19 protein-coding genes are annotated in these 18,362 nt (G+C 61.7%); 9 read left to right on the top strand and 10 right to left on the bottom strand.

What is annotated here, in order from left to right; genetic code table 11:
• Positions 1-32: 32 nt before the first annotated feature.
• Together ACIP6G_RS09260 and ACIP6G_RS09255 are read right to left on the bottom strand one after the other, a co-directional pair.
• On the bottom strand, positions 33-401 hold the full coding sequence (locus ACIP6G_RS09260; protein WP_400289657.1) for a GntR family transcriptional regulator: 369 nt from the start codon (positions 399-401) through the stop codon (positions 33-35).
• The gene (locus ACIP6G_RS09255) at positions 398-1,735 is read right to left on the bottom strand and encodes a hypothetical protein (protein ID WP_400289655.1); all 1,338 of its coding nucleotides are present in this window, start codon (positions 1,733-1,735) and stop codon (positions 398-400) included. The genes ACIP6G_RS09260 and ACIP6G_RS09255 overlap by 4 nt, the downstream gene beginning before the upstream one ends.
• Here ACIP6G_RS09255 and ACIP6G_RS09250 point away from each other — a divergent pair.
• The 3 genes from ACIP6G_RS09250 (at position 1,722) to ACIP6G_RS09240 (ending at position 4,978) form a co-directional block, all read left to right on the top strand.
• Positions 1,722-1,952: a hypothetical protein gene (locus ACIP6G_RS09250; protein ID WP_041648259.1), complete on the top strand. Its 231-nt coding sequence runs from the start codon at positions 1,722-1,724 to the stop codon at positions 1,950-1,952. The two genes, ACIP6G_RS09255 and ACIP6G_RS09250, sit on opposite strands and share 14 nt — an antisense overlap.
• Positions 1,953-2,016: 64 nt before the next feature.
• Positions 2,017-3,450: an aldehyde dehydrogenase family protein gene (locus ACIP6G_RS09245; RefSeq protein ID WP_105658648.1), complete on the top strand. Its 1,434-nt coding sequence runs from the start codon at positions 2,017-2,019 to the stop codon at positions 3,448-3,450.
• Positions 3,451-3,529: 79 nt separating this feature from the next.
• On the top strand, positions 3,530-4,978 hold the full coding sequence (locus tag ACIP6G_RS09240; protein ID WP_105658647.1) for an amino acid permease: 1,449 nt from the start codon (positions 3,530-3,532) through the stop codon (positions 4,976-4,978).
• Here the strand turns inward: ACIP6G_RS09240 and pgm are convergent.
• Positions 4,975-6,573: a phosphoglucomutase (alpha-D-glucose-1,6-bisphosphate-dependent) gene (pgm, locus tag ACIP6G_RS09235; protein ID WP_400289653.1), complete on the bottom strand. Its 1,599-nt coding sequence runs from the start codon at positions 6,571-6,573 to the stop codon at positions 4,975-4,977. The genes ACIP6G_RS09240 and pgm overlap by 4 nt on opposite strands.
• Before the next feature lie 56 nt (positions 6,574-6,629).
• On the opposite strand from pgm, the gene ACIP6G_RS09230 reads away from it, so the two are divergent.
• Positions 6,630-6,968 carry a DUF4190 domain-containing protein gene (locus ACIP6G_RS09230; RefSeq protein WP_105658645.1) on the top strand — a complete coding sequence of 113 codons (339 nt, stop codon included), beginning with the start codon at positions 6,630-6,632 and terminating at the stop codon, positions 6,966-6,968.
• Between the two features lie 63 nt (positions 6,969-7,031).
• On the opposite strand, the gene ACIP6G_RS09225 is transcribed toward ACIP6G_RS09230, so the two are convergent.
• Positions 7,032-8,489: a peptide MFS transporter gene (locus tag ACIP6G_RS09225; RefSeq protein WP_105658644.1), complete on the bottom strand. Its 1,458-nt coding sequence runs from the start codon at positions 8,487-8,489 to the stop codon at positions 7,032-7,034.
• A 52-nt stretch (positions 8,490-8,541) separates the two neighbouring features.
• On the bottom strand, positions 8,542-9,888 hold the full coding sequence (locus ACIP6G_RS09220; RefSeq protein ID WP_400289651.1) for an amidase: 1,347 nt from the start codon (positions 9,886-9,888) through the stop codon (positions 8,542-8,544).
• Between the two features lie 67 nt (positions 9,889-9,955).
• On the opposite strand from ACIP6G_RS09220, the gene ACIP6G_RS09215 reads away from it, so the two are divergent.
• Together ACIP6G_RS09215 and pheA are read left to right on the top strand one after the other, a co-directional pair.
• Positions 9,956-10,282, top strand: coding sequence for a rhodanese-like domain-containing protein (locus ACIP6G_RS09215; protein ID WP_105658642.1), 327 nt, complete (start codon positions 9,956-9,958; stop codon positions 10,280-10,282).
• The gene (gene pheA, locus ACIP6G_RS09210; RefSeq protein ID WP_105658641.1) at positions 10,279-11,202 is read left to right on the top strand and encodes a prephenate dehydratase; all 924 of its coding nucleotides are present in this window, start codon (positions 10,279-10,281) and stop codon (positions 11,200-11,202) included. The genes ACIP6G_RS09215 and pheA overlap by 4 nt, the downstream gene beginning before the upstream one ends.
• Positions 11,203-11,267: 65 nt before the next feature.
• Here the strand turns inward: pheA and ACIP6G_RS09205 are convergent, their stop codons facing one another.
• Entirely contained in the window at positions 11,268-12,314 is a 1,047-nt protein-coding gene (locus ACIP6G_RS09205; RefSeq protein WP_105658640.1) for a diacylglycerol kinase family protein, read from the bottom strand.
• A gap of 38 nt (positions 12,315-12,352) precedes the next feature.
• On the opposite strand from ACIP6G_RS09205, the gene serS reads away from it, so the two are divergent.
• On the top strand, positions 12,353-13,630 hold the full coding sequence (gene serS / locus ACIP6G_RS09200; protein WP_105658639.1) for a serine--tRNA ligase: 1,278 nt from the start codon (positions 12,353-12,355) through the stop codon (positions 13,628-13,630).
• Positions 13,631-13,754: 124 nt separating this feature from the next.
• Complete coding sequence (locus ACIP6G_RS09195; RefSeq protein ID WP_400289648.1) at positions 13,755-14,585, top strand: HAD family hydrolase; 831 nt, start codon at positions 13,755-13,757, stop codon at positions 14,583-14,585.
• Positions 14,586-14,594: 9 nt separating this feature from the next.
• Here the strand turns inward: ACIP6G_RS09195 and ACIP6G_RS09190 are convergent, their stop codons facing one another.
• From ACIP6G_RS09190 to ACIP6G_RS09175, 4 genes are all read right to left on the bottom strand, one after another.
• Positions 14,595-15,197 (bottom strand): hypothetical protein, encoded by a 603-nt coding sequence (locus ACIP6G_RS09190; RefSeq protein WP_105658637.1) that lies wholly within the window; start codon positions 15,195-15,197, stop codon positions 14,595-14,597.
• 112 nt (positions 15,198-15,309) lie between these two features.
• Positions 15,310-15,969: a YitT family protein gene (locus ACIP6G_RS09185; RefSeq protein WP_400289646.1), complete on the bottom strand. Its 660-nt coding sequence runs from the start codon at positions 15,967-15,969 to the stop codon at positions 15,310-15,312.
• A gap of 179 nt (positions 15,970-16,148) precedes the next feature.
• Entirely contained in the window at positions 16,149-16,370 is a 222-nt protein-coding gene (locus ACIP6G_RS09180; protein WP_133833724.1) for a hypothetical protein, read from the bottom strand.
• 9 nt (positions 16,371-16,379) lie between these two features.
• A complete protein-coding gene (locus ACIP6G_RS09175) occupies positions 16,380-17,003 on the bottom strand; it encodes a pyroglutamyl-peptidase I (RefSeq protein ID WP_400289644.1) in 624 nt (207 codons plus the stop codon).
• An 83-nt stretch (positions 17,004-17,086) separates the two neighbouring features.
• Between ACIP6G_RS09175 and ACIP6G_RS09170 the strand changes: the two genes are divergently transcribed.
• On the top strand, positions 17,087-18,295 hold the full coding sequence (locus ACIP6G_RS09170) for a DNA recombination protein RmuC (RefSeq protein ID WP_400289642.1): 1,209 nt from the start codon (positions 17,087-17,089) through the stop codon (positions 18,293-18,295).
• The last annotated feature ends 67 nt before the right edge of the window (positions 18,296-18,362 follow it).

Genomic DNA, 18,362 nt, shown 5'->3' with positions numbered 1-18,362 from the left:
AGAGCGTACGCACAACCGGTTCCGAGGACAAGTTACTTACGCTCGCGCCGCGCCACCAAGGCCGTGAGCGTGGCCGCATCCACCTTCTGCGCGGCCGCCAACGCCCAGAGGTGATCCACGGCGGCCAGGAGATCTTCACTGGTATCCACCGGCTGCGGCCGCTCGTTGACCACTGTGCCGGCACGGCGTCGGGAGGTGATCAGCTCTTCGGCTTCCAGCTCCTTGTAGGCGCGCGCCACTGTACCGACAGCGACGCCGAGGTCCGTGGCCAGCGCACGCACAGTAGGCAGCTTGCTCCCCGAGGGCAGATCTCCCAAGGAGATCAGTGAAGCAATCTGCGAGCGGATCTGCTCATAGGGCGGGGTAGCTGCTTGGAGGTCAACACTGATCTGCGTGCTCATGAAGTAGCTGCCGGCTGATGTTCCCGCACGAAGGCGCTACCGGGGCGCTCTAGGAAAATGACTGCTGGGACAACGAAGATGAGCAATGCAAAGAGTCCCAGCCCGGCCGGGAATCCGTAGCCAATGAGCAGCATGGCTACCACTGCACTGGTGTTAACACGCATTGAACGCAGTTCCAGGACCTTGCGGTACCAGATTTCTTCAGCCGACGAGACAGCCCAGGGAATAATTGCCCGGCGGGAGAACCAGACGAATCCAAGATGGGTTGCCAGCAACAGCAGGATCAAGCCTGCAACCATTGTCTTGCCTGGAGGCACGAAGCCCCACAAATAGTCCAGCGGCGGATCGAGCAGAAAATAGGTGCTGGTGGCAAACAGCAAGCCAGCGGCGATGTAGGACCACAAGGGCAGGGGCGCGTGGTACTTGGGTGCTGTAGACGCCTGCCGGGCCACCGTGCTGACGTAGCTGAGATAAAGCGCATTGAGAACGGCATAGCTCAAAGCCGCACCGGCAAAGATCATTAAGATCCACGTAGTTCGCTCATTGGTAGGCATCTGGAGCTCGTCATCCAGTGGCAAGAATGACCAGCCGATTGCAACGCTGAGCAAGGTGAGTGCTGCAGTTACGTATTGCAAGGTGAATAGTTGATCACGCAAACGCGAGAAGGCGGTCCGTTCCCTGGTGGTGGATTGAGCTGAGAATGTAGAGCGCGGTCCCCAGAAGAGCAACGTGAGGGCTACCGCAAGGGCGCCATAGCTAACGAACTCGTACTGTCCATCCGGCGAATTAGCCTGCGAGTAATTGACCACCGACACGGTGAAGGCCAGCAAGACGATGCCGATATTGCGCATCAAGCGGTTGAGCCAGACCGTGCGCAACGCTTGGTTGTCTTCGACCGAGATGCCGGCCAAGGCAGGTTTTTTCAGGATAACTACGGTAATCACAGCCGCGGCCACGATGATCCCTGCCAGGGCCACGATGAATACCGGGAGCATCTGTGTGCCCGGCAACCGCCCATCATACGGACCCTCCGACGTGTATGAATAGATGCCGTCAAAATCAAAGGTCGTGAATTCCGAGGCCGGAACGCCAACGAGCCCTTCGACTTTGGACGCCGGCCACAGGGAGCCGACCGCGATCAGCAGCAAAAGCCCAACGAAAGCCCCTAGGGCCTTGGGAAACGGAGTTGTCAGGCTGCGGGCCTCTAATGAAGCGGTGCGCACTGGCTGGAGTTCCTTGGGCCAAGTGAACAAGCCGATGAGGTAAACCAGAAGAACCCAGATCCCCGGAGTGAGTGCTTCAGCGAGAGCCGAACCTGAATTGGGCTCGGTCATTGAAACGCGCCAGGTCTCAGACAAATCCCATGAGGTTGAAGCAAAGAATGCGATCAATGCGCACCAGAACGAGTGGGATCGGGCCCGGTCGATAGCTGGTGTTCCACGCCTGTGCGCCACCGAACGCAACCAAACGCAGATGATTGCGGCAACGAAAGCGATGGATATGGCGCTCGCCGAGAACTGGTTCATGGAAATCAATGTATCAACTATTTGATACATATTGAATCCTCTGGCGAATTAAACGATGAAAAATAGTCCCAGTGACGTACGCTCAAATCATGGGTCTGTTTACTTCCACTCCGTTGCCCGAACCGGTCGGTGATTCCGCACCTCCGGTGGACGAGCATCCATCGCGCATAGCAACAGTTCTGAGTCATTTGCGGCGTTCTGCGGACACGCGGATCACGCATCCGCGACGCTTCCGCCTGCAGCAGCTCAAGGCACTGGAGAAGATGCTGGAAGAGCATCTGGAAGACTTCGTCCAGGCCTTGGCCGAGGACTTGGGCAAGAGTGCCACCGAAGCCAAATTCTCCGAAATCGACGTGGTGCGCGCGGAAATAGATTTCGCCCAGCGCCACCTCGTTGAGTGGATGGATTCCACCAGTGTCAAGGTTCCGCTGGCCTTGCAGCCAGCCATGGCCAAGGTCGAGCCGCGCCCGCTGGGGGTCGTGCTGATTATCGGAGCCTGGAACTATCCGGTTCAGCTGGTGCTCGCACCGCTGGTCGCGGCCATTGCTGCCGGCAACGCTGCGGTCATCAAGCCATCCGAGCTGGCTCCTGCGACCTCAGGCGCCTTGGCCAAGTTCCTCCCGGTCTACCTCGACGAACGGGTTTACGCGGTAGTTGAAGGCGGCGTGGATACCTCCACCGAGTTGCTTGCCGCCCGCTGGGACCACATTTTCTACACCGGCGGCGAACGCGTGGCCAAGATCGTGGCTGCCGCGGCCGCGAAGCATCTGACGCCTACCACCTTGGAATTGGGCGGAAAATCGCCGGCCGTGGTGGAGAACGATTCGTTGGCTTCCGCGAAGCGCTTGGCTTACGCCAAGTTCATGAATGCCGGCCAGACCTGCGTGGCGCCGGATTACGTATTGAGCGTGGGCGACTCGTCTGAGCTCATCAGGCGCCTGGGCCAGGCCATCACCAGCTTCTACGGCAAGGAACCGCTGACCCATCCGGACTTTGGCCGCATCGTCAGCCGCAAGCACTTTGAGCGGCTGCTGTCGATGTTCGAGCAAGGCGAGGTGGTTTTCGGCGGCGAGTACGACGAGGATACCCTGCGCATCGCGCCGAGCATCATGCGCAATGTGGACCTCGAGGGAAGTTTGATGACCGAAGAGATTTTCGGTCCGATCCTGCCGGTGATCGAAGTGGAAACCTTCGAGGAAGCCCTCGAATTCATTGCCCGGCGGCCGTCGCCGCTGGCCGCTTACCTGATGAGCGAAAGCCCGCGCCTGCAGTCGATTTTCTCTGATCGGGTGCGAGCCGGCTCCATTGTGCATAATGCTCCGTTGGCCCAGATGATCGTTCCAACCCTGCCTTTCGGCGGTGTGGGACCGAGCGGAATGGGGGCCTACCACGGCAAGCACGGGTTCGAACGGCTTTCGCAGATGCGCTCGGAATTCAACAAAACAACCGTCGTTGATACCCTGAGCGCAATATATCCTCCATATTCATGGGCCAAGCGAAAGATTATTGATCGCTTACTGTAGCGCGGTTCATAGCTTTATGGCTTGTCAGGGTGCTTGGATTGATAGGTTGGAAATTTTCAAGCATCAGGAGATGTAACGCATGACTGAGCCCGCACCGTCTCAGGACGGTCTGAAGCGTGGCCTCAAAGCTCGCCATATGCAGATGATTGCCATTGGCGGCTCGATTGGTACCGGACTATTCGTCGCGTCCGGCGGCACCATTGCCCAAGCTGGCCCCGGTGGCTCGCTGGTGGCCTACGCGCTGATCGGCATGATGGTGCTGCTCTTGATGCAGTCGTTGGGAGAAATGAGCGCCCGGCTTCCGGTCGCCGGCTCCTTCCAGACTTACGCAACGGTCTTCGTGAACCGCCACTTCGGCTTCGCGATCGGCTGGAACTACTGGTTCAACTGGGCCATTACCGTGGCTGCCGAACTGGTGGCAGCTGGCATCATCATGTCCTACTGGTTCCCTGATGCCCCGGGATGGATCTGGGCGGCCATCTTCCTGGTGCTGCTCACCGGATTGAATGCGCTGTCCGCCAAGGCCTTTGGCGAGGGCGAATACTGGTTGGCCGCGATCAAGGTCATCACCGTGGTGGTCTTCTTGATCTGCGGTGTCGCGATGATCTTCGGCATCCTGGGCGACTCCACCCCTGGCTTCAGCAATTGGACCGATGGCGAAGCGCCATTTGTTGGCGGCTGGCTGTCCATCGTCTCGGTCTTCATGATCGCCGGTTTCTCCTTTCAGGGAACCGAACTGATCGGCGTGGCCGCCGGTGAAGCCGAGAACCCCCAGCGCGACATCCCACGCGCCATCAAGGCGATCTTCTGGCGCATCATGCTCTTCTACATCGGCGCGATCTTCGTCATTGGCATGCTGATCCCGTATATGGATCCATCCCTGCTCTCTTCCGAGGCATCGGATATCACCACCTCGCCATTCACCCTGGTCTTCGAACGTGCGGGCGTAGCCTTCGCCGCGGCACTGATGAATGCGGTGATCCTGTCGGCTATCCTCTCCGCAGGCAACTCCGGCCTATATGCCTCTGCGCGCATGCTTTATTCGATGGCGTTGGACGGCAAGGCTCCAAAGATCTTCGCCCGCTTGAATAAGCGCGGCGTTCCCATGCCGGCAATGCTGCTAACCGCCTCGGTAGGCCTTTTCGGCTTCCTGACCGCGATTGTCGGCCAGGGTTCGGCATATACCTGGTTGCTGAACGTTTCGGGTCTCTCCGGCTTCATTGCCTGGGTGGGTATCGCAGTGTGCCACTACAAATTCCGCAAGGCATATATTGCCAGCGGGCAGGATCTCGCGAACCTGCCGTACAAGGCGCCACTGTTCCCGTTGGGACCGATCCTGGCTTTCGTGATCCTGATCGTGGTGATCGTCGGCCAGAACTACCAGGCGATCGTGGATGGAAACTTGCTGCAGATGGCTTCGAGCTACATTGGCCTGCCGATCTTCCTGCTGCTCTGGCTGGGCCACTGGCTGGCTACCCGCAAGCAGCCAGCCGTGGCCATCGATCCATGGACCGCAAAGCTGCACTAGCCAGCTAGCGCAGCATCAACAATCACCCGAGCTTCAGCCAGCACCTGCTGCAGATGCTCGGGTGATTTTGTTGATTCTGCATAGATCTTGTAGATGTCTTCCGTGCCCGATGGGCGCGCGGCAAACCATGCGTGCTCGCTGGAAACCTTCAAGCCGCCAATGGGGAAGCCGGCCGCTTGCGTGGCCTTGGCGGTAATCGGATCCGATGCCAGTTCGGTAGCGGTGACCATCGATGGGTCCAGCTTGCCCAGTACGGCCTTCTGCTCGCGGTTTGCGGGCGCGTCAAAGCGGTCGTAGAAGCTGGGGCCGTGGCGCTCTACCAGTTCGGCATGCAGCTGGCTGGGGCTCTTGCCGGTTACTGCGCGGATCTCGCTGGCCAGCAGGGCCAGCATCAGGCCGTCCTTGTCGGTGCTGAACGCCTTGCCGGAGAAGTCCAAGAAGCTCGCCCCGGCCGATTCCTCGCCGCAAAAAGCGACCCTGCCGGAAGCCAGCGGTTCAACGAAGTACTTGAAGCCCACCGGTACCTCGCGCAGGGTCCGGCTGTGGGAAGCCACCACCTTGTCGATGAGCATCGAGGAGACCAGGGTCTTGCCGATCTGGGCATCACCTGGCCACTGCGGACGGTGGGTGAGCAGGTAGTCGATGGCCACGGCCAGGAAGTGGTTCGGATTCATCAGGCCGGCATCCGGGGTGACAATGCCGTGGCGGTCAGCATCGGCATCGTTGCCGGTCGCGATGTCGTACTTCTCGCGATTGGCCACGAGGGAGGCCATTGCATGGGCGGAGGAGCAATCCATGCGGATCTTCCCGTCCTTGTCCAAGGTCATGAAGCCGAAGCGCGGATCCACGGACTCGTTGACCACTTCGAGGTTCAGGCCGTATCGGCGGCCAATTTCGCCCCAGTAGTGCACCGAAGCCCCGCCCAGCGGATCTGCGCCAATGGAAATGCCGGACTCGGCGATGGCCTTGAAGTCGATGACTTCAGCCAAATTGGCGATGTACAGTTCGCGGAAGTCGAAGGGCCGGGCATTCGGCTCGCCGCGCTTGACCGCTCCGCTGGCCAGCAATTCGTTGGCCCGTGCAGCGATGGGTCCGGTGATTCCGGATTCTGCCGGTCCGCCATGCGGCGGGTTGTACTTGATGCCGCCGTCGGTTGGCGGGTTGTGCGATGGGGTGATGATCAGGCCATCGGCCTGTTCGCCGCCGCTAGCGTTATGTACCAGGATTGCGTGGCTGACCGCTGGAGTGGGAGTCAGTCCGTCATCGGCGAGCACGGTGACGCCGTTGCCTGCCAAGACTTCAAGGGCGGTGCGGTATGCGGGCGCGGAGAGTGCGTGGCTGTCCTTGCCCACGTACATCGGGCCGGTGATCCCCGCACCGTTGCGGTAGTCGACCACGGCCTGGGTGATCGCAGCGATATGCATTTCATTGAAGGTGGTGTTCAGGGAGCTTCCGCGATGTCCCGAGGTGCCGAAAATGACGGCCTGGTCGGGGTTGCCGCTGGAAGGAACCAGGGTGCTGTAGGCATCGAGTACCTCCTGCAAATTGATCAGGTCTGATTCTTGGGCTGGCTGGCCAGCTCGGAGGTGTGCCACAGATTGCCTTTCAGATTGATGCGCTTATCGCAGTTTCGTAGAAGAATGGTAGGCAAATGAGCTACTACCAGTATCCGCAGAACCCCTACCAACGACCGCCTGAATCCGCCGGCCTCTCGGTGGCTTCCCTGGTGCTTGGCATCTTGTCGTTGCTAGGCTTCACTGTCATTATCCTTGTTCCGCTGGCCGGAGTCATTACCGGGCACCTGGCCTACCGGCGTGAACCCAGCTCCCGGGGCTTGAGCCTGGCCGGGCTAATTACCTCATGGATTGGATTGGCACTAGCCATAGTCATTTACGCGGTAGCCATCTGGTTCTTCTGGGCATTGTCAACCGGGTTCGGCTACGACTCGTATTACGACAACGTGACCTTCTCACAAGGGCTTCTTCGATAATCCCCGGGCATGAAAAAAGCGGTTGGTTCAAATGAACCAACCGCTTTTCGCATGCTCGAACGCTTAGAGGATCGGGCCCATCAGCTTCTTCAAGGCCGGGGTAGCTGCCATCATGGCAATACCCAGGACAACAGCGGTGCCGCCCATGGCGATGAAGTACGGGATCTCGTTGCCCTCGGTGTAGTAGCCGGCCAGCACACCCGACAGGGTGGTGCCCAGCGAAACCGACAGGAAGAACAAGGCGATCATCTGGGTGCCGAAGGCGGCCGGAGCCAGCTTGGTGGCAATTGCCTGGCCCACTGGCGAGAGCAGCAGCTCGGCAAAGGTGCACAGCAGCAGGATGCCGACCAGCGCCAGCAGCGGGGTCTTCACGAAGGATTCCAGCGGGATGAACAGCAAGAAGGCCGCACCCACAACCACCAGTGCCAGGCCGAACTTCATTGAAGTGCGTGGCTGGCGCTTGCCCAGTTTGGTCCACAATGCGGCGAAGATACCGGCGAAGATGATGATGAAGACCGGGTTGATCGAGGTAACCCAGCTCGGTGGCATTTCCCAGCTGCCCAGGTGGCGGTCCAGGCGCTGATCCGAGTAAGCGGCAATGAAGGTGAACTGCTGCTGGAACAGGGCCCAGAAGGCAGCCGAACCGATGTAGAACGGAATGAATGCCCAGACTTGCTTGCGCTCGGTGGCGTCAACCTTCTTGCTGCGCAGGATCAACGCGAAGTAGATGATCGAAGCGGCGATCACCACGTAGGCGATGGTGCTTGCCAAATTCTCCGGAGTCACGATCTTGGATGCGAAAGCGGCAATGATCAAAACGATCACGGCAGCGAAGATGACCACATAGCGGTTGCGCTCAGAGGCAGGCAGCGGGTTGCTTGGGATGCGGCCGGAGTCCGGCAGCTTCTTGCGTCCAAGGGCATAGATCCCCAGGCCGATAGCCATGCCGACCGCGGCAGCGGCGAAGCCGATGTGGAAGCCGTACTGGACCTGCAGCCAACCGGTGAGCAGTGGGCCAAGCAGCCCGCCGATGTTCACGCCCATGTAGAACAGGGAGAAGCCGGCATCGATGCGCGGATCTTCCTTGGAGTACAGGGAGCCCACCAGGGCTACAGCGTTGGCCTTCAGGCCGCCGGAACCGACGGCAACGAAGATCAGGCCGATAACCAGTCCGGCATAGCCGGGCAGGAGCGCCAGGCCAATATGGCCGATCATGATCGCGATAGCCGAGAAGAACAGGACGCGTTCCGAGCCGAACAGGCGGTCGGAGAGCCACGCGCCCAGGATGGTGGACAGGTAGACAGCGCCGCCGTAGGCGCCGACCAGCGACAGAGCCAGACCCTGGTCCATGCCCAGGCCGCCGTCGGTGACCGAGTAGTACATGTAGTAAGCCAGCAAGCCCTGCATGCCGTAGAAGGAGAATCGTTCCCACATTTCCACGCTGAAGAGGCTTGCGAGCGCACCGGGGTGACCGAAGAAGGTCTTTCCGGAAGCTTTGGTGCTCGTTGTTGCAGTAGACATACGTAATATTTTTCGCCCTTGCCCACCCGAGTACCTACTTATATGGGAAAGGTCACACCTGCATCTGGGCTGCCAGCGCGAGCAGCAGTCCTTCGTCCGAGCGCGGGGAAATCAGCTGAATACTCATTGGTAACCCCTCGTTGGAGTAGCCTACCGGAACGGTGATGGCCGCTACTGAGGCGACGTTCACCATGGAAGTGTAGGGGGTGTACCGGCACTGCAACATATAATCCACATCGGCTGTGGATTGTGTATAGTGCCCGATCATCGGCGGGATCGAGGCCATGGCAGGGGTGGCCACGACATCGTAGGCGGACCATTGGCGCACGAAGTCGGCCGCAATCTGCTTCAACCTCGAACCTGCCTGCAGGCTCTGTTCCAGCGAGCGGTCGGCGGCGCGTCGGCGGAAATCCCTTGCTAAATCGCCGAGCAGCGAATCATCCGCGACCGGAACGTCCTTCAGCCCATTGGTCCACACCGCCGCGAAGGTTTCCGGATAGTCCGTGGCGTAGTGCAGGTTGGCCGGCTGGACGCGATGCCGTTCTCCAAGGCGTTCAAGGCCCTGGGCAAATGAAGCCCGGGCTTCTTGCGCCAGGGTAATTTCATAGACCGGTTCAAACGGGGAATGGATGCTGTACCCAATCTTCAGCCCGTCCAGGCGCTGGGGGTAGCTTCCCTGCAGCAACGGCAGATAGTGGTCCTTGCCGCGCATGGCGTCAAGCAGCAAAGCCGCATCCAAGGCATCATGGGCCAACGGTCCGCTAACCGCTAGCTTCGGTGCGCCCATGGGATCGGTGTAGCCATCAAGGATGTCGCTGGGAACGCGGCCCAAAGAAGGCTTCAGGCCTACCAGCCCGCAGGCGGCCGCGGGGATGCGAACCGAACCGCCGCCATCAGAGCCCGGACCCAGCGGAATCATGCCGGCGGCAATCGCCGCGGCCTGCCCGCCAGAGGAACCGCCCGACGAGCGCGTGGGATCAAAGGGATTGCGTGATGGGGGCGCCACGAGGTTCTCTGAATAGCTGCTCAGCCCGAATTCCGGAACCTGCGTCTTGCCCAGGACCACCACGCCCTCGGCGCGCAGCCTGGCCACCAAGGAGTGATCACGTTCAGCGACCATCGCAGGCATCGCCGCAGTGCCATAGGTGGTAGGCATCCCGGCCACGTCATTGAGGTCCTTGAACGCGGTGGGGAGCCCATGCAAGCGGCCAATGTCGCCACGGGCATGCGCCTGGTCCGCCGCTGCCGCGGCCTCCATCGCATTTTCTGCCACGTGGACGAAAGCACCTAGGTCCGCCTGCTCTTCGATGCGCTTGAGGTAGTGCTCGGTGACCTCGCGGCTTGAACGCTCGCCGCGGGCCAGCTCGTCTCGCAATTTCAGGGCGCTTGAGGGAAACATGTCGGCTTTCGACGCAGGAAATGACTAGTCTTATAAGCAAACACCCTATGTGAGAGGAATGCTAGCCGTGAGCGATTTTGAGACTGTTTCGGTCAATGATGTCCCGAAGGATGCCTTCATCCTTGACGTGCGCGAAGACTTCGAATGGGAAGCCGGCCGTGCTGCCGGAGCAACCCATATTCCCCTTGGCTCCTTGCCAGAGAAGATTTCCGAGCTTGACCCGGATGTAGACACCTACGTCATCTGCCGTACCGGTGGCCGTTCGGCCCAGGCCGCATCGTGGCTCACCGTGATGGGCTACACCGCCTTCAACGTCGCCGGCGGTTCCGATGCGTGGATCGAAGCGGGCTTGCCAATGGAAGCGGATAACGGCCAGGAGCCAACCGTACGATGAACTATGCCTATCTGGGACCTGCTGGCACTTTCACCGAGTCGGCCCTGCTGCAGGTTCCCGGGGCTGCCGAGGCGCAGCGGATCGCGGCCTCCAACGTCAACGTGGCGCTGACCATGGTGCGCGAGGGGACCGCGGACGCGGCGATGGTCCCGATCGAGAACTCGGTAGAAGGCGGCGTTTCGGCCACCTTGGACGCCATTGCGCAGGGCGAAGCCCTGCAGATTGTTTCCGAAATCCTGGTTCCGATCACTTTCGTGCTGGCGGTACGCCCCGGCATCGACTCGCTGGAGCAGATCAGGCAGATCTCCACCCACGGGCATGCCTGGGCGCAGTGCCGCTTATGGGCCGAAGCGAATATTCCCGGGGCCGCATTCACCCCGGCTTCTTCCACGGCAGCCGGCGCCCTGGCTCTCGAAGAGGACGAACCGCCGCATGATGCGGCGATCTGCTCTCCGCTGGTAGCCCAGGAGCGCGGCCTGAAGGTGCTGGCCAGCGGGGTCGAGGACAATATCGGCGCGGTGACCCGCTTCATCCTCGTGACTCGTCCGGGAAGGATTCCGCAGCCTACCGGCGTGGACAAGTCAACGCTGATCCTGCCGCTGCCCGAGGACCGTCCCGGTGCGCTGATGGAAATTCTCGAGCAATTCACCGCCCGCGGCGTGAACCTCTCGCGCATCGAATCGCGTCCTACAGGCAAGAGCCTGGGCGAGTACTTCTTCTCCGTCGATATCGAAGGCCACGTGGCCGAGGAACGCGTTGCCGCCGCCTTGTCGGGGCTGCACCGGCTGTCCCCGCACCTGCGCTTCCTCGGTTCCTACCCAGCCGCCCAAGGTCTGGAGCCGGCCGTGGATACCCATAATTCAGATGCGGCATTCAGTGAAGCCCGTGCCTGGGTGCAGTCGCTGCGCGACCGGCTTTAAGCAGGCAGCGCGAAGGCCCGGCCTAGCTCCCCGCAAGGGGAAATCGGCCGGGCCTTCGGCATGCGCTACGGGGTGCGCAGGCGCAGGGCGCTCGGGTTCACGGACACCTGCAGTTCGTTGACCTGGCCGGTGGGGTCCCCGTCGATCTGGGTATTCATCGGCTCATCGCAACGCAGCGACACGCCAGAGGTCTGGTAGAAGCTCATCACCGGAATCTTGTTCTTGGCGCGGAATGCGGTCTTGAGCAGGATCCAGGTCCAGCCGGCGGCCGAGCGGGGAGAAAGGATCACTGCGTCGAGCACGCCGTCGTCGATCTTGGCGTCGGGCACGAAATCCAGGCCCTGCAGCTTTCCGCAGTTGGCGAAGAGCACCGAACGGACCTTGCGGGTCTGCCAGCTCTCGTCGCCCGAGAGCTTGAAGCTGACCTTCTTGCGCTGGCCCGGCAACTGGCGCAGGCCGGCTTCCGAGTAGGCCAGCCAGCCGACCTTGGATTTCAGCTCTTCGTTGGTGTCGTCAAACAGGTCGGCGTCGGTGCCCACGCCGGCGATGACCAGGAAAGCATGATCCGCCTCCTTGCCGTCCAGCAGCTGCAGCTTCATGTGCCCGACGTCGATCCGGCGAACCATCCCGCGCACTGCCACCAGCGCCGCGGTGTGCAGGTCATCGAGCGGAATATCTACGTTGCGGGCCAGCAGGTTGCCAGTGCCCAGCGGCAGGATTCCCAGGGATGCGCCGGTGCCTTCGAGCACTTCCGCGACGGCGCGGATGGTTCCGTCGCCACCTGCGGCAATAATTGTGTCGCATTGCGCATCGAGTGCTTCACGGGCTGCATCCTGGCCGGCGTTGTCCTTGGTCGTTTCAAGGACCAGCGGTGCTTCCAGCCCCGCTTCAGCGCAGACGCGGACCACGGCTTCCCTTGCTTCGTCAGCACCTGACTTGGAAGGATTGATGACCAGGGCCACCTTGGTAGCCGCTGCCTGTTCAGCCGCTTCGGGCTGCTTGATCAGCGGTTTGCTGTAGTTCGAAAGCTTGCGCACCGAATACCAACTGGTCGCCGCGGCGGCAGCTGCAGCAGCCACGGCAGAGAAAACGATCACACGATTTGTCTGCATAATGCTCTCATCGTACTCATGATTGCTACCCTTAACATGTGATCGACCTGAAAATGCTCACCGAAAATCCGGATTTGTACCGTGCCTCGCAACGCGCGCGCGGTGCCGACGAGTCGTTAATTGACCAGCTGCTGGCAGCTGACACGGCACGTCGTGAAACCATCGCCACCTACGAGCGCCTGCGTGCCGAGCAGAATGCGTTCTCCAAGAAGGTCGGCAAGGCCAAGGGCGACGAGCGCGCCGCCCTGCTTGCCGAGGTCAAGGAGCTCGCTGCCGCGGTGAAGTCCGCCCAGGCCGAGTCCGACGCGGCCTCCGCCAAGTGCACCGCACTGCAGCGTTCCATCCCCAACCTGATCATCGACGGCATCCCGGCCGGCGGCGAGGATGACTTCACCGTCGTCAAGCACGTGGGCACCGCCCGCGACTTCAAGGCCGAGGGCTTCGAGCCGCTGGACCACCTGCAGATCGCCGAGAAGCTGGACGCCATCGACATGGAACGCGGCGCCAAGGTTTCCGGCTCGCGCTTCTACTTCCTCAAGGGCATCGGCGCCCGGCTGGAAATCGCGATGATGAATATGGCCCTGGATGTGGCCATGGCGCACGACTTCATCCCGATGATCACCCCTACCCTGGTCCGCCCCGAAACCATGCAGGGCACCGGCTTCGATGTCGAGCACGACGACGAGATCTACAAGCTCGAGCGCGACAACATGTACCTGGTCGGCACCTCGGAGGTGGCCCTGGCCGGCTACCACGCGGACGAGATCATGGATCTGGCCGACGGCCCGATCCGCTACGCCGGCTGGTCCTCCTGCTACCGCCGCGAGGCTGGTTCGGCCGGCAAGGACACCCGCGGCATCATCCGCGTGCACCAGTTCAACAAGCTGGAGATGTTCGTCTACGCCAGCGTCGAGGACGCCGAAGCAGAGCACCAGAAGCTGCTTGCCATGGAAGAGGACATGCTCGGGCGCATGGAACTTCCCTACCGCGTGATCGACACCGCCGCCGGGGATTTGGGCATGAGCGCCGCGCGCAAGTTCGACTGCGAAGCCTGGGTTCCTACCCAGGGCACCTTCCGCGAACTGACCTCGACCTCGAACTGCACCACCTTCCAGGCCCGCCGCCTGAATATCCGCGAACGCGAGATCATCGACGGCAAGGCCGGCAAGACCCGTTCGGTGGCGACGCTGAACGGCACCCTGGCGACCACCCGCTGGCTCGTGGCGATTCTGGAAAACCACCAGAACCCCGACGGTTCGGTCAACGTGCCCAAGGCGCTGCAGCCTTACCTTGGCGGACTCGAAGTACTCAAGTAGCCAATGACCGGCCATTTGCCGGCTGCCCCTCGCGGGCAGCCGGCAAATGCTTTTAACCGGTTGTTCACTTGGCGCTGTGCCTTGGGTCATCGCCAAAAACCCGCGGTGGTGGTTAACTTGAGCCATGACTGTTATGACTAAGCTCGGCAACGATGACCGGCTGACCAAGCAAAAATTGATGATTTGCCTTGACGTGGATGGCACCATCGTCAACCACCAGGGGGAAATGAGCCAGCGCGTGCGCGATGCCGCGCGGGCTGTAGTGGCCCAGGGCCATGAGGTAATCATCTCCACCGGCCGCTCCTTGGGTGCGGCCCTGCCCATCATGGCGGAACTGGGCATCGACCATGGCTATGTCGTGGTCAGCAACGGCGGCGTGCTCGCAAAGGTGTGCCAGGATGAAGTCGAGATCCTGCACCGCGAGATCTTCGATCCGTCGACAGCGCTCAAGGCGCTGCGCGACCAGCTTCCCAAAGCCAAGTACGCCTTGGAGAACGAGCGCGGCGAATTCCTTTCCAGCGAAACCTTCGGCGACATGAGCTTTGGCGCCGAGAGCAAGGTCGTTGATTTCGGCGAGCTGGTTAACAGCAAGGCCGTGCGCGTGGTGGTTTTCTCCACCGACAACACCGCCGAGGAATTCGGGCATGCCGTGCAGAGCCTGGGGCTCTCCGGGGTGACCTACTCGGTGGGCTGGACCGCTTGGCTGGATATTGCCGCCGAGGGTACCACCAAGGCCAGCGGCCTGGAGCGGCTGCGGGCGATCCTGAAGTTCGATTCAAAGGACTCGCTGGCAGTAGGCGATGGCCGGAATGACGTCGAAATGCTGCAGTGGGCCGGACATGGCGTGGCCATGGGCCAAGCGCCGGATGAGGTCAAGGCAGTGGCCGACGCCGTGACTGAAGGCGTTGACCAGGATGGCCTGGCCATCGTCCTGGAAGGACTGCTGGGCAGCTAGCACCAGGTTCTAGAGCTGGTCGGTGTATTCCAGCAGCCGGGCGATCGCTGCCCGCGCGCCCAGCTCGTCGTTGTAGCCCGAACGCACGATCGCCGCAGATACTGCCTGGGGAGTGATTCCCAGGATCCCGGCGACCGCTTTTTGCTGCCCGCGCACACCGGGAGTCAACAGGTCAACGACGGACCATTCGGCCTCGGTGCGGGTGCGGATCCACTGTCCGAGCATGCGCAGCAGGCCCTCGAGCTCGCCGTCCATCTCGTCATTGCCCGAGGAAACGCAGATCGGGACCCTTTCGCCGCGGTGGCTGGCCGCCTCCAGCGCGCCGAGCGCGCGCCGCGCCGCCCTGCCCTCGACCAGGTCGGCCTCTGCGGGCACCGGCTCGTACAGGCTGCCGATACCCAGCCCGATATTGCAGAAGTTCAGCCGTGCCACGCGCAGCAGCGCGTCGACGGCGGCATCGGGGTCACTGGGCACTCCGAGCAGCAGCTGCCCGCTGAGCGCGGTGAACGGCGCGTGGGTGTCGACTTGTTCCAGCTGGTGCCAGAGCTGCTCGCTGGCGGCGGCAACATCGGTGACCGAGCGGGGCCGGGGGCTGAGCGCAACGACAAACATGATTCAAGTATTGCGTGTGCAACCGGGTTTGTCGCGCACTGTGCGGCACTTGGCGGCTAACGGTGCTGCTCCAGCCTGATGCTGGTCCGCCGGCTGGCGGGATCAGGAGGAACTAGGACAGGGTGCTGCTGGGCGCGCCCTGCTGGGCGGGCAGCGCAACGGTCGTGTACTTGAAGAAGAACTGCGTAGCGGGGCCAATCAGCAGTGCATAAGCCACCGTGCCCACGCCCACCGGACCGCCGAGCAACCAGCCGATCCCCAGCACGCACACCTCGATAATGGTGCGCAGCAGGCGGATCGATTTGCCGGTGCGCAAATGCAGCCCGGTCATCAGGCCGTCGCGCGGGCCGGGGCCGAAATGGCAGCCGATGTACAGGGCGCCGCCAAGGCCATTGACGGCGATGGCGCCAACCATGGTCAGGATCTGCCAGCCCAACCCGTGGACATCAGGGATGAGCCAGAGAAAGAAGTCCAGGCCAAGCCCGATGAGCAGCACATTGGCGACGGTGCCCAATCCTGGCCACTGCTTGAGCGGAATCCAGGCCAGCAGCACCACGACGCCGACGATGATCACTATCGTTCCCAGCGACAGCGGAATGTAGTTGGCCAGGCCCAGGTGAAGCACATCCCACGGATCCACGCCGAGCTGGGCGCGGATCAGCAGTGCCATGGCCAGCGCAAAAAGCATGAGGCCGATGAAGAGATTTGCAAGACGCAGGGGGAGCTTTCCGGCACGCAGCTGATCGAGCGGAGTGAGATTATGCAGGGTCATGATGCTTCAAGGCTAGCCCTGCGCTGAACCCCGGCAGTAATCCCGCAAGTATCAGATGGTCACATTCCTAGTCCCAGTCCAGCCATGGTGCGGCGAGCCCCGAGACAACCAGGGCGAAAGCTCCGATGAAAAGAAAGCCGATGGCAAGCGAAAAAAGAACCATCCAGCGGGTGGGACTGCTATTCATTATCGGATCCAGGCTTTCGTTTCATCATGATCCCGGTCAAGCGGGCCACCGAGTAGACGGCGCCAAACAGGGGAATAGGCATGGCTAGGGCCAGCGGTATGGCGGTGCGCACACAGCGTTCGCGGAGGAACTGCACCAGCACAAAGAGCGTGCCCAGCGCCCACAGCACCAGAATGCCAACTTCCAGGCCGTCCAGTGCCATTACCGCTTCCATGAAAGCAGTCTATCCACCGGGGGCGAGGCTTCCCAGTATCGCAATGCCCAGGGCCGACGATAGCTGGCTCAGGTCCCCGGGCCGAGGTTGGCTGGCCGATGCGTCGGTTTCAGCACCAACCGTGGCTTGAACCCCTGGCGGGCGCAGTGCGGGAACATGGATGAACAATGCCGGGACCGGTTGGGAATACGCCAAATACGCAATGTGGTTGCACACGAAACGCCCGGCATCCTCGGAGACCCTTGCCTCATAGCCTGCGGCGAGCAGGGCGCGGACGGCCGCTGCTGGATCAAGTGTGGCATCCAAGCGTCCCGGCGCATTCGCCTTGATGGCGGCTGACCGTGGCTGGGCGCCATCATTGTCGGGGATGCGGGCATCATCTTCGTTAAAAGCCCATCGCTCCGGCGTGATTGCATTCCGGCCGCCGGCTTCGCCGACGCAAATCAGCGCATCGGGCTGGTGCTTCGCCAAGAGCGATTCGAGTGCTTTGCCGGAGGCCGCGAAGGACACCGGAAGCATGGCGGTGAGGACCTGATGCTCACCCAGCTGCCTGGGAAGGCTGGAAACGACTTCCTGGCTGGCATTGAATTCGTCGTTGCCGAACGGCTCGAAACCGGTGACCAAAATATGCATGGGCCCATTATGGACCCAAACTGTCGGTGTCCGCTGATAGGACTGAGGCAATGGTCCGCTCGACAGTTCTTGGTTAGGTGCTCATGGTAATCGCGGTTTTTGTACTCGTCATCGTGAATATTCTGGCAACGGCATGTATTGCCTTGCTGCTGGTGCGCAGGACATCCGGCTCTGATGGCACCCAGATCCAGGACTCGGTGCGTGCTGCTAATGCGGAGCTCCGGCAGGAACTGGGGACCCAGCGCACCGAACTGCGCCAGGGGATGGGCGAAGTGCGTACCGAGATCGACGCCAAGCTGACCGCGATGGCAGAAGCCAATGCGAACCGCCATCTGCAGGTCCAGGGGCTGCTCCAGCAAGAAATGGAGAAACTGCGCTCGGGCAATGAAGCCAAACTCGAGAAGATGCGCGAGACGGTGGACGAGAAGCTCCAGGGGACCTTGGAGAAGCGGCTGGGCGAATCCTTTGAACTGGTCAGCAAGCGGCTGGAAATGGTGCAGAAGGGGCTGGGGGAAATGCAGAGCCTGGCCCAGGATGTAGGCGGGCTGAAACGCGTGCTCACCAACGTGAAGAGCCGTGGTTCATGGGGCGAAGTGCAGCTTTCGCGCCAGCTGGAAGACATCCTCACCGCAGAGCAGTACGAGCAGAACGTGGCGGTCGTGCCCGGCAGCCGCGAGGTCGTGGAGTTCGCGGTGATCCTGCCCGGGCGGGATGCCGGAACGATCTATCTGCCAATCGACTCCAAGCTGCCGCAAGAGGACTACGAGCGCCTGCTCGATGCCCAGGAGCACGGCGACAAGGCCGTCATCGCCGCTGCGGGCAAGGCGCTGGACCGGGCGATCCTTGAGCAGGCCAAGCTGATCTCCAGCAAGTACATCGCCCCGCCGTACAGCACCGACTTCGCCATCATGTACTTGCCCACCGAGGGGCTGTTCGCCGAGGTTGTGCGCAGCCCGGGGCTGGCCAGCAAGCTGCAGGCCGAGCACCGGGTGCTGGTCACGGGGCCGACCACCCTGATGAGCCTGCTGAACTCCTTGCAAATGGGTTTCCGGACACTGGCCATTGAGAAGCGCAGCAGTGAGGTGTGGCAGGTGCTCTCGGCGGCCAAGGAAGAGTTCCGCAAGTACGGAGATGTCTGGGACAAGCTGGGCAAGCAGCTGGCCACGGCGCAGAACACGGTGCGCGATGCCGGTACCCGGACCCGTGCGGTGGAGCGGAAACTCAAGGACGTGCAGACCCTGGAAGTTTCCGCGCAGGAAGATGTGCTCAGCGGAATGCTGCCTGAAGCCTAGCGCCGGGCAGGTCCGGGTCTCCGTCAGTGAACCGGCAGCAAAAGCAATGGCGGCGACCCCCGATTCG

The sequence above is a fragment of the Glutamicibacter sp. NPDC088483 genome (assembly GCF_044753145.1).
Classification (GTDB): domain Bacteria; phylum Actinomycetota; class Actinomycetes; order Actinomycetales; family Micrococcaceae; genus Glutamicibacter.
This window is presented reverse-complemented; position numbering and strand designations above follow the sequence as displayed.